The sequence below is a fragment of the Streptococcus oralis genome, from assembly GCF_026782125.1.
GTDB classification, from domain to species: Bacteria; Bacillota; Bacilli; order Lactobacillales; family Streptococcaceae; genus Streptococcus; species Streptococcus oralis_CE.
This window is the reverse complement of sequence record NZ_JAKUVY010000003.1, coordinates 19,478-31,835: the sequence shown is the minus strand read 5'-3', so window position 1 is coordinate 31,835 and position 12,358 is coordinate 19,478. Positions and strand designations below refer to the sequence as shown.

General features: G+C 43.9%; 8 protein-coding genes. All 8 read left to right on the top strand.

The window, feature by feature from the left end; all coding sequences use genetic code 11:
- Positions 1-346: 346 nt before the first annotated feature.
- A complete protein-coding gene (rpoB, locus tag MK385_RS03395) occupies positions 347-3,958 on the top strand; it encodes a DNA-directed RNA polymerase subunit beta (RefSeq protein ID WP_268725296.1) in 3,612 nt (1,203 codons plus the stop codon).
- Between the two features lie 32 nt (positions 3,959-3,990).
- Positions 3,991-7,656, top strand: a complete 3,666-nt coding sequence (gene rpoC, locus MK385_RS03390; RefSeq protein ID WP_268725295.1) for a DNA-directed RNA polymerase subunit beta' — start codon at positions 3,991-3,993, stop codon at positions 7,654-7,656.
- Between the two features lie 112 nt (positions 7,657-7,768).
- Positions 7,769-8,188: a nucleoside-diphosphate kinase gene (gene ndk / locus MK385_RS03385; protein ID WP_000438280.1), complete on the top strand. Its 420-nt coding sequence runs from the start codon at positions 7,769-7,771 to the stop codon at positions 8,186-8,188.
- Positions 8,189-8,322: 134 nt separating this feature from the next.
- Entirely contained in the window at positions 8,323-8,946 is a 624-nt protein-coding gene (locus MK385_RS03380) for a hypothetical protein (protein WP_268725294.1), read from the top strand.
- A gap of 83 nt (positions 8,947-9,029) precedes the next feature.
- Positions 9,030-9,473 (top strand): tRNA (adenosine(37)-N6)-threonylcarbamoyltransferase complex ATPase subunit type 1 TsaE, encoded by a 444-nt coding sequence (tsaE, locus tag MK385_RS03375; protein ID WP_000556959.1) that lies wholly within the window; start codon positions 9,030-9,032, stop codon positions 9,471-9,473.
- Positions 9,463-9,984, top strand: coding sequence for a GNAT family N-acetyltransferase (locus MK385_RS03370; RefSeq protein WP_268725293.1), 522 nt, complete (start codon positions 9,463-9,465; stop codon positions 9,982-9,984). Before tsaE ends, MK385_RS03370 begins: the two co-directional genes overlap by 11 nt.
- A gap of 4 nt (positions 9,985-9,988) precedes the next feature.
- Positions 9,989-11,029, top strand: coding sequence for a glycopolymer--peptidoglycan transferase LytR (gene lytR / locus MK385_RS03365; RefSeq protein WP_000592174.1), 1,041 nt, complete (start codon positions 9,989-9,991; stop codon positions 11,027-11,029).
- 72 nt (positions 11,030-11,101) lie between these two features.
- Positions 11,102-12,358, top strand: coding sequence for a competence/damage-inducible protein A (locus MK385_RS03360; RefSeq protein ID WP_042768849.1), 1,257 nt, complete (start codon positions 11,102-11,104; stop codon positions 12,356-12,358).

Below are 12,358 nucleotides of genomic sequence, written 5' to 3'. Positions count from 1 at the left end.
ATTCTTTTGAAAAGTTAAAGCATTTTATAGGAAAAGATTGTTTGAAAAATGGTAAAAAAACCTTGAAAAATCTTGGCCAATAAGGTATAATAAGAATAATCATTTGTCGTAGGTTTTGTCTGAAATATTGTCCAGACAGGACTCACAGCAGTTAAATCTCCTGAAAAAGTCGGATTTAGCTGCTCTTTTTGTGCTTTTTTTCGGTTTTTTGAGTCTTTGTAACAGAAATTTAAAAATTCTGAAAATTATCCAAAAGGACATGGTGATAGGGGTTTTACAACCATTTGACGATAATCAATAGCCTGATGAAGCAGGCTTGGAACTTTATTTACAAAGGAGAATCATCTTGGCAGGACATGACGTTCAATACGGGAAACATCGTACCCGTCGTAGTTTTTCAAGAATCAAAGAAGTTCTTGACTTACCAAATTTGATTGAAATTCAAACTGATTCATTCAAGGATTTCCTAGACCACGGTCTTAAGGAAGTTTTTGAAGATGTATTGCCAATTTCAAACTTCACAGAAACTATGGAGTTGGAGTTTGTTGGCTATGAGATCAAGGAACCCAAATACACGCTAGAAGAAGCTCGTATCCATGATGCTAGCTACTCAGCACCTATTTTTGTAACTTTCCGCTTGATCAACAAGGAAACTGGCGAAATCAAGACCCAAGAAGTCTTCTTTGGAGATTTCCCAATCATGACAGAGATGGGCACCTTCATCATCAACGGTGGTGAACGTATCATCGTATCTCAGTTGGTTCGTTCTCCTGGTGTTTACTTTAATGATAAAGTAGATAAGAACGGTAAAGTTGGCTACGGTTCAACTGTTATCCCTAACCGTGGAGCTTGGTTGGAACTGGAAAGTGACTCTAAAGACATCGCCTACACTCGTATTGACCGTACCCGTAAAATTCCGTTTACGACCTTGGTTCGTGCGCTTGGTTTCTCTGGTGATGATGAAATTTTTGACATCTTTGGTGACAGCGAATTGGTTCGCAATACCGTTGAAAAAGATATCCACAAGAATCCAATGGACTCTCGTACAGACGAAGCCTTGAAAGAAATCTACGAACGCCTTCGTCCAGGTGAGCCTAAAACTGCTGAAAGCTCACGTAGCTTACTTGTGGCACGTTTCTTCGACCCACGTCGCTACGATTTGGCAGCCGTTGGTCGTTACAAGATCAATAAAAAACTCAACATCAAAACACGCTTGCTCAACCAAACCATCGCTGAGCCATTGGTAGATCCTGAAACGGGTGAAATCTTGGTAGAAGCTGGTACCGTTATGACTCGTAGCGTGATTGAAAGTATCGAGAGTCACTTGGATGGCGACTTGAACAAAATCGTTTATATTCCAAACGATGCAGCTGTTCTGACAGAACCAGTTGTGCTTCAAAAATTCAAGGTTGTTGCCCCAACGAATCCAGACCGTGTTGTAACCATCATCGGAAATGCTAACCCTGACGACAAGGTTCGTGTTGTAACTCCTGCGGATATCCTTGCAGAGATGAGCTACTTCCTCAACTTGGCGGAAGGTATTGGACGTGTGGATGATATCGACCACCTTGGAAACCGTCGTATCCGTGCAGTTGGTGAATTGCTTGCCAACCAAGTTCGTCTTGGACTTTCTCGTATGGAACGTAATGTCCGTGAGCGTATGTCTGTTCAGGACAATGAAGTTTTGACACCGCAACAAATCATCAACATCCGTCCAGTAACAGCTGCGGTTAAAGAATTCTTTGGTTCATCACAGTTGTCACAGTTCATGGACCAACACAACCCGCTTTCTGAGTTGTCTCACAAACGTCGTTTGTCTGCCTTGGGGCCTGGTGGTTTGACGCGTGACCGTGCTGGATATGAAGTCCGTGACGTGCACTATACTCACTATGGTCGTATGTGTCCAATCGAGACACCTGAAGGACCAAACATCGGTTTGATTAACAACTTGTCCTCTTACGGACACTTGAACAAGTATGGCTTTGTTCAAACACCATACCGTAAGGTTGACCGTGAAACAGGTGTTGTGACCAACGAGATTGTTTGGTTGACAGCAGATGAAGAAGATGAATTTACTGTGGCGCAGGCCAACTCACGTTTGAACGAAGATGGTACTTTTGCTGAGAAAACTGTAATGGGACGTCACCAAGGGGTCAACCAAGAGTATCCAGCAGAAGTAGTTGACTACATGGACGTGTCACCAAAACAGGTAGTTGCCGTTGCGACTGCATGTATTCCTTTCTTGGAAAACGATGACTCCAACCGTGCCCTCATGGGTGCCAACATGCAACGTCAGGCTGTACCATTGATCGATCCCAAAGCGCCTTACGTTGGTACTGGTATGGAATACCAAGCAGCTCATGACTCAGGTGCAGCTGTGATTGCTCAGCATGGTGGTAAAGTTACTTACGCAGATGCTGACAAGGTAGAAGTACGCCGTGAAGATAGCTCACTTGATGTTTACCACATCCAAAAATTCCGTCGTTCAAACTCAGGTACTGCCTACAACCAACGTACGCTCGTAAAAGTCGGCGATGTTGTTGAAAAAGGCGACTTTATCGCTGATGGACCTTCTATGGAAAAAGGGGAAATGGCGCTTGGACAAAACCCAATCGTTGCCTATATGACTTGGGAAGGTTACAACTTCGAGGATGCCGTTATCATGAGCGAACGCTTGGTGAAAGACGATGTCTACACATCTGTCCACCTCGAGGAATACGAATCAGAAACCCGCGATACAAAGCTTGGGCCTGAAGAAATTACTCGTGAAATTCCAAACGTTGGTGAAGATGCCCTTAAGGACCTTGACGAAATGGGAATTATCCGTATCGGTGCTGAGGTTAAAGAAGGCGATATCCTTGTAGGTAAAGTCACACCTAAGGGAGAGAAAGACCTTTCAGCTGAAGAACGTCTCTTGCACGCTATCTTCGGAGACAAGTCTCGTGAAGTGCGTGACACTTCTCTTCGAGTACCTCACGGTGCCGATGGTGTCGTTCGTGATGTTAAAATCTTTACACGTGCAAATGGAGATGAGTTGCAATCAGGTGTTAACATGCTGGTTCGCGTCTACATCGCTCAAAAACGTAAGATCAAGGTCGGAGATAAGATGGCCGGACGTCACGGAAACAAAGGGGTTGTCTCTCGTATCGTTCCTGTAGAGGACATGCCTTATCTTCCAGACGGAACTCCAGTCGATATCATGCTGAACCCACTTGGGGTGCCATCACGTATGAATATCGGTCAGGTTATGGAGCTCCACCTTGGTATGGCTGCCCGTACCCTTGGTATCCACATCGCGACACCAGTCTTTGACGGAGCAAGTTCGGAAGACCTTTGGGACACTGTTAAAGAAGCAGGTATGGACAGCGATGCTAAGACAATCCTTTACGATGGACGTACTGGTGAGCCGTTTGACAACCGTGTATCAGTTGGTGTCATGTATATGATCAAACTCCACCACATGGTTGATGATAAATTGCACGCGCGTTCAGTCGGACCATACTCAACTGTTACCCAACAACCACTTGGAGGTAAAGCTCAGTTTGGTGGACAACGTTTCGGTGAGATGGAAGTTTGGGCTCTCGAAGCCTACGGTGCGTCAAATGTTCTCCAAGAAATCTTGACTTACAAGTCTGACGATATCAACGGACGTTTGAAAGCTTATGAAGCTATTACAAAAGGAAAACCAATTCCAAAACCAGGTGTTCCAGAATCCTTCCGAGTTCTTGTCAAAGAATTGCAATCTCTTGGTCTTGACATGCGTGTTCTTGACGAAGATGACCAAGAAGTGGAACTTCGTGACTTGGATGAAGGAATGGACGAAGATGTCATCCACGTAGATGACCTTGAAAAAGCCCGCGAAAAAGCAGCCCAAGAGGCTAAAGCAGCCTTTGAAGCTGAAGAAGCAGAGAAAGCAACAAAAGCGGAAGCAACAGAAGAAGCTGCTGAACAAGAATAAGCAGTTCACTTAGAATAGAAAGGGAAGAAATAGTGGTTGATGTAAATCGTTTTAAAAGTATGCAAATCACCCTAGCTTCTCCAAGCAAAGTCCGTTCATGGTCTTATGGAGAAGTCAAAAAACCTGAAACAATCAATTACCGTACCTTGAAACCAGAACGTGAAGGACTCTTTGACGAAGTCATCTTTGGTCCTACAAAGGACTGGGAATGTGCTTGTGGTAAGTACAAACGCATTCGTTACAGAGGGATTGTTTGTGACCGCTGTGGGGTTGAAGTAACGCGTACGAAAGTTCGTCGTGAGCGTATGGGACACATCGAGTTGAAAGCTCCTGTATCTCACATCTGGTATTTCAAGGGGATTCCAAGCCGTATGGGCTTGACCCTTGATATGAGCCCTCGTGCCCTCGAGGAAGTTATCTACTTTGCGGCTTATGTGGTGATTGATCCGAAGGATACACCGCTTGAGCACAAGTCTATCATGACAGAGCGCGAATACCGTGAGCGCTTGCGTGAGTATGGTTATGGTTCATTCGTTGCCAAAATGGGTGCCGAAGCCATCCAAGACCTCTTGAAACAAGTAGATCTTGAAAAAGAAATTACTGAACTAAAAGAAGAGTTGAAGACAGCTACTGGACAAAAACGTGTCAAAGCCATCCGTCGTTTGGATGTTTTGGATGCCTTTTACAAGTCTGGAAACAAACCTGAATGGATGATTCTCAACATCCTTCCAGTTATTCCACCAGACCTTCGTCCAATGTTGCAGTTGGATGGTGGCCGTTTTGCCTCATCTGACTTGAACGACCTTTACCGCCGTGTTATCAACCGTAACAACCGCTTGGCTCGTTTGCTTGAGTTGAATGCACCAGGTATCATCGTTCAAAATGAGAAGCGTATGCTTCAAGAAGCGGTTGACGCTTTGATTGACAATGGTCGTCGTGGTCGTCCGATTACAGGACCAGGTAGCCGTCCGCTCAAATCATTGAGCCACATGCTCAAAGGTAAACAAGGACGCTTCCGTCAAAACTTGCTCGGTAAACGTGTTGACTTCTCAGGACGTTCCGTTATCGCCGTTGGTCCAACTCTTAAGATGTACCAATGTGGTGTGCCACGTGAAATGGCGATCGAGCTCTTTAAACCATTCGTTATGCGTGAAATCGTTGCGCGTGATATCGTACAAAACGTGAAAGCAGCGAAACGCTTGGTGGAACGTGGAGATGAACGTATCTGGGATATCCTCGAAGAAGTTATTAAAGAACACCCAGTACTTTTGAACCGCGCACCGACCCTTCACCGTTTGGGGATCCAAGCCTTCGAGCCAGTCTTGATTGACGGTAAGGCCCTTCGCTTGCACCCACTTGTCTGTGAAGCGTACAATGCCGACTTTGACGGTGACCAAATGGCCATCCACGTACCACTTTCAGAAGAAGCTCAAGCAGAAGCTCGTATCTTGATGTTGGCTGCTGAGCATATCTTGAACCCGAAAGATGGTAAACCAGTTGTTACTCCATCTCAGGACATGGTTTTGGGTAACTACTATTTGACTATGGAAGAAGCTGGTCGTGAAGGTGAAGGAATGGTCTTCAAGGATCGTGACGAAGCTGTTATGGCTTACCGCAATGGTTATGTTCACCTCCACTCACGTGTTGGTATCGCAACAGACAGTCTCAACAAACCATGGACAGAAGAGCAAAAACACAAAGTCTTGCTTACAACGGTTGGTAAAATCCTTTTCAATGATATCATGCCAGAGGGTCTACCTTATTTGCAAGAACCAACAAATGCTAACTTAACAGAAGGTGTTCCAGCTAAGTACTTCTTGCCACTAGGTGGAGATATCAAGGAAGCTATTCGCAACCTTGAACTCAATCCTCCATTCAAGAAGAAAAACCTTGGAAATATCATCGCTGAAATCTTCAAACGTTTTCGCACGACAGAAACTTCTGCCCTACTTGACCGTATGAAGAACCTCGGTTACCACCACTCAACTCTTGCAGGATTGACAGTGGGAATTGCCGACATTCCAGTGGTTGAAGACAAGGCTGAAATCATCGAAGAATCACACCAACGTGTAGCACAAATCACCAAACAATTCCGTCGTGGTATGATTACAGACGACGAGCGCTACAATGCAGTTACCGCTGAATGGCGTGCGGCTCGTGAAAAATTGGAGAAACGCTTGGTTGCCAACCAAGATCCGAAGAACCCAATCGTTATGATGATGGACTCTGGAGCCCGTGGTAACATCTCAAACTTCTCACAGCTTGCCGGTATGCGTGGTCTGATGGCTGCTCCGAACGGACGTATCATGGAATTGCCAATCCTTTCAAACTTCCGCGAAGGTTTGTCAGTACTCGAAATGTTCTTCTCAACTCACGGTGCTCGTAAAGGTATGACCGATACGGCCCTTAAGACAGCCGACTCAGGTTATCTTACTCGTCGTTTGGTTGACGTGGCCCAAGATGTTATCATTCGTGAGGACGACTGTGGAACAGACCGTGGTCTCTTGATCCGCTCTATCGCAGAAGGAAAAGAGATGATCGAGTCTCTCGAAGAGCGTCTCAATGGTCGTTACACTAAGAAAACTGTTAAACATCCAGAAACTGGTGCAGTGATCATTGGTCCAAATGAATTGATTACAGAAGACAAAGCGCGTGAAATTGTCAATGCTGGTGTGGAAGAAGTGACTATCCGCTCTGTATTTACATGTAACACTCGTCATGGTGTCTGTCGTCACTGTTATGGTATCAACTTGGCGACAGGTGATGCGGTTGAAGTTGGTGAAGCAGTTGGTACAATCGCTGCCCAATCTATCGGGGAACCTGGTACACAGCTTACAATGCGTACCTTCCACACGGGTGGGGTTGCCTCAAATACCGATATCACTCAGGGTCTTCCTCGTGTCCAAGAAATCTTTGAAGCCCGCAATCCGAAAGGGGAAGCGGTTATCACTGAAGTCAAGGGTGAGGTTACAGCCATCGAAGAAGATGCATCAACTCGTACCAAGAAAGTCTTTGTTAAGGGTGAAACTGGTGAAGGTGAATACGTGGTACCATTTACAGCACGTATGCGTGTCGAAGTTGGAGACCAAGTCTCTCGTGGTGCAGCTCTTACAGAAGGTTCTATCCAACCAAAACGTCTCCTTGCTGTTCGTGATGTCTTGTCAGTTGAAACTTACCTTCTCGGTGAAGTACAAAAAGTTTACCGTAGCCAAGGGGTAGAAATCGGTGACAAACACATCGAGGTAATGGTTCGTCAAATGATCCGTAAAGTTCGTGTCATGGATCCAGGTGACACAGACCTTCTTATGGGTACTCTCATGGACATCAACGACTTTACAGATGCCAACAAGGATGTTCTTATCGCAGGTGGAGTTCCAGCGACTGGTCGCCCAGTTCTTATGGGAATCACCAAAGCCTCACTTGAAACCAACAGTTTCTTGTCAGCGGCTTCCTTCCAGGAAACAACTCGTGTCCTTACAGATGCAGCCATCCGTGGTAAGAAAGATCATCTCCTTGGACTCAAGGAAAATGTTATCATCGGTAAGATTATCCCAGCAGGTACTGGTATGGCTCGCTACCGTAACCTTGAACCACAAGCCGTCAATGAAGCAGAATATCTGGCTCCAGAACAAGAAGAGACAGAACTTGCTCCTGTAGAGGAAGTTGTGGAAATCCAAGTTGAAGAAACAGTAGAATAAAAAAGCAAACAAGAGAACCTTTGGGTTCTCTTTGTTTTATTTCAGAAAATTTTCCCACTTTTACATAAAGTATGATAGAATAGAAGAACTAAAATGCCAAGGAGGTGTCCATATGGAACAAACATTCTTTATCATTAAGCCAGATGGTGTGAAAAGAGGGCTGGTTGGCGAAATTCTGCAAAGAATGGAGCAACGAGGTTTCAAACTCGAAAAATTAGAGTTACGTTCAGCAGTATCAGAAGCTTTGATTGATCAACACTATCAAGACTTGGTTGAAAAAAGTTTTTATCCTCCTATCCGTCAGTTTATGACTTCAGGACCAGTAGTGGTGGGCATTCTATCAGGTCCGAAAGTGATTGAAACTTGGCGGACAATGATGGGGGCTACTCGTCCAGAAGAAGCTCTGCCAGGAACTATCCGAGGAGATTTTGCCAAGGCTGCAGGAGACAATCAAGCCATTCAAAATGTAGTTCACGGATCCGATTCGGAAGCTTCTGCAAAACGTGAAATTGCTCTCTGGTTTAAGGATTAGACCGGTAAAAGAACAGTTCTGTGCACAACAGAGCTGTTTTTTGGTCAGTTGAGCACAAAAAAAGGACACTTGAGGCGGAAACAATCATTTCAAACTCCTCACAAGGTATAATCCCATATAGGGAGGGAAAAGAAATGGTAAAATCAATTCGCCTATTGTTACTGATTGCAGTCGTCCAGATTAGTTTTAGTAGTTGTCTATTATGGAAAGAATCCTTTTTATCTTTAAAACAGACCAATGCTTATTTTTTGATTTTGATAGTAGGATTTTCTGTTCTTTGTGCTGGGATAAATTATTTCCATACAGCAGACCAGTCTAGACATAGTATTTTACATGTTCAAAAGAAAGTGAGTCTGGTTTATTGCCTCCTTTTAGTAGTCAATCTTCTGGCAACCTGTCTGGTTCTCTCAGAAAGCATCCAGACCACTAGCAAATTGCAGCAGGAATTGGTTGACCTTTTTTTACCCTCCTTCTTTTTCTTGCTAGGAGTAGATCTATTGATTTTCTTACCTTTTGATAAAATTTTTCGCGATATAGAAAATCACCTAAATAAAAAGAAAACAGTCGTCATTTCCGTTCTAGCTACGATAGTTTTCTTGAGGAACCCCATAGTGATTTCCTCGATTCTTCTTTATATCAGTGTTGGTTTTCTATGCGCACGTTTCCTTTTTCCAAAATGTATTCAAAGGGAAATCTCCTTTTATGGACACCTGATTCGGGATATCCTGTTTGTTTTTTCAATAGTTGTATTCTTTTAAGTGGAGGAGAATTTTTCAAAATTGTTATAGTAAGTCCATAAAGAAAATTCACACAAAAGAAAACTTTTTGGTATAATAGTAGCATGCACACAAAAAATGAAGAAGAGCTTCTAGCTCTCGGAGAAAGATTAGGTCATTTGCTTCAAAAAGACGATGTTCTGATCTTGACTGGAGAGTTGGGTGCGGGTAAAACAACCTTTACAAAAGGTCTTGCTAAGGGCTTGGATATCCGTCAGATGATTAAAAGTCCAACCTATACCATTGTCAGAGAGTACGAAGGGCGTTTGCCACTTTACCACTTGGATGTCTACCGTATCGAAGGTGATGCTGATTCTATTGACTTGGATGAGTTTCTCTTTGGTGGTGGTGTGACTGTTATTGAGTGGGGGCATCTTTTGGGTGAAGATTTACCAGATTCTTACTTGGAATTGGAAATCTTGAAAGAAGCTGAGGGTCGTTGTCTTCATTTTACGGCTCATGGCTCTCGGGCTGAACAACTCATCAAGGAGCTTCAAGATGGAGTATGAGTTAAGTATTCGTGAAGCAGAGATTTCAGATGCTACAGCCTTAATTGCATTTTTAGATTGTGTCGGTCAAGAGACAGATTTTACTAGCTTGGATGAAAATGGTATCATGATGACAGCTTCTGAAATGGCTCTTTTTATCGAAAAACAAGCTGCATCAGAGAATCAGATTACTCTCCTCGCCTTACTGAATGATGAGATTGCAGGAGTCTTAAATATCACAGCAGACCAACATTTAAGAGTTCGACATATCGGTGATGTTTTTCTAGCAGTTCGAAAGAAATTCTGGAACCAAGGCTTGGCGACTATACTTCTAGAAGAAGGCATCGAGTGGGCTAAAGCCAGTGGTGTCTTGCGCCGTTTGCAACTTAGTGTACAAAAACGAAACGAGGCTGCGATCCACCTCTATTCAAAAATGGGATTTATCACAGAAGGCTTACAAGAAAGAGGAGCCTATTTAGCAGAAGGGATATTTTTAGATGTTTGTCTTATGGGCAAGCTGATAAATGAATAACGAGATGATTAAAAAATTAATTGGAATGGTGCTAGGTTTCCTAGCAGTAACAGTTTTAGGTGTAGCGGTTTATGGCTATACCATCTACCAACAGGGAACAGAAACCCTAAGTAAAAAGACTTACAAAAAAATCGGGGAAGAAACCAACGTTATCGAAGCGACAGAGCCACTAACTATCCTCTTGATGGGGGTAGATACGGGAAATGTGGAACGTACAGACCCGTGGGCGGGAAATAGTGATTCCATGATTCTCCTGACGGTTAACCCCAAAACAAAGAAAACCACTATGATGAGTTTGGAACGGGATATTTTGACCAAGATTGAGACTGGAAACGGTCAAGTTCAGGAAGCTAAACTCAATGCGGCCTATGCTAATGGTGGTGCAGAACTTGCAATTTCTACTATTCAAAAGATGATGAATATCCACATTGACCGCTATGTGATGGTTAACATGCAGGGACTTCAACAATTAGTGGATGCAGTTGGTGGGATCACCGTCAACAATACACTTGGTTTCCCAATTTCGATTGCTGACCAAGAAGAGTTTAATAAGATTTCCATCGGTGTTGGAGAACAAACCTTGAATGGTGAGGAAGCCCTGGTGTATTCACGGATGCGTTACCAAGACCCTGAAGGAGACTATGGTCGTCAAAAACGTCAACGGGAAGTCATTCAAAAAATCGTTGAGAAGGTTTTGAGCCTAAACAGTGTGAGCCACTATCAAGGCATCCTCAAAGCTTTGAGTGATAACATGCAGACCAACGTAGATCTTTCAGCCAAGAGTATTCCACAATTGCTCGGCTATCAAGATTCCTTCAAGAATATCGAAACGCATCAATTGCGTGGGGAAGATGCTGAGCTACAGGGAATTTCTTATCAGATTGTCACTTCAGAACATATGCTCGAAATGCAAAATCTCTTGCGTCGTTCACTAGGTAAAGAGCCAGTGACAGAATTGGAAACCAATGCGGTACTGTACGAAACAGCTTTTGGTCGGACAGCACCTTCGACCAGTACTAACGCTTCAAACGAAGAAGCAGAATAAGAAAAGAATCAAATCGTGGGAAATTTCCTGCGATTTTTTCAAAAAAATTCGAATAGATAAGTAGGAGGAAACATGAAAGCAGAAATTATTGCTGTCGGAACAGAAATTTTAACAGGGCAGATTGTCAATACCAATGCTCAGTTTTTATCAGAGAAACTAGCCGAAATCGGGGTAGACGTCTACTTCCAAACAGCTGTTGGAGATAATGAAGCTCGTCTTTTGTCCTTGCTTGAGATTGCGAGTCAACGTAGCAATCTTGTGATTTTGACAGGGGGCTTGGGACCAACTGAGGATGATTTGACCAAACAAACTCTGGCAAAATTTTTAGGAAAAGATCTAGTGTTTGACCCTCAAGCGCAAGAAAAATTGGATATTTTCTTTGCTCATAGACCTGACTATGCTCGTACACCGAATAATGAGCGCCAAGCCCAAATTGTAGAAGGGGCAACTCCACTGTCAAATGAGACAGGTTTAGCAGTAGGGGGGGTGTCGGAAGTGGATGACGTAACCTACGTGGTCCTTCCAGGACCGCCTAGTGAATTGAAACCCATGGTTTTAAATCAACTCTTACCCAAGTTAATGACTGGTACCAAGTTATACTCACGAGTGCTCCGTTTCTTTGGAATTGGTGAGAGTCAGTTGGTGACCATTTTGGCGGATTTGATTGACCATCAAACAGATCCGACTTTGGCGCCTTATGCCAAGACGGGAGAAGTGACCTTGCGCTTGTCTACAAAAGCAGTTAGTCAAGAAAAGGCTGATCAAGCACTGGATATCCTAGAAAATCAAATATTGGATCGCCAAACTTTCGAGGGAATTTCTTTACGAGACATCTGTTATGGATATGGGGAAGAAACCAGTCTAGCAAGTGTCGTTGTAGAAGAGCTAAAGAAGAGACAGAAAAGCATTACTGCGGCAGAAAGCTTGACGGCAGGTCTCTTTCAAGGGACATTAGCAGACTTTTCGGGCGTTTCAGCCATCTTTAATGGCGGTTTTGTCACTTACAGCCTAGAAGAAAAGTCCAAGATGTTGGATATTTCCGAACGAGAACTGAAAAAACATGGTGTCGTTTCAGAGTTTACAGCTCGAAAAATGGCAGAGCGGGCACGTCTCAAGACTCAGTCTGACTATGGAGTTAGTTTGACGGGTGTGGCAGGACCAGATAGCCTAGAGGGGCATCCAGCTGGCACAGTTTTTATCGGCTTGGCGCATGCAAAAGGGACAGAGGTGATCAAGGCTAATATCGCAGGACGGAGCCGTGCAGATGTTCGTCACATCGCGGTTATGCATGCCTTTAACCTAGTTCGCAAGGCTTTATTAAGTGACTAA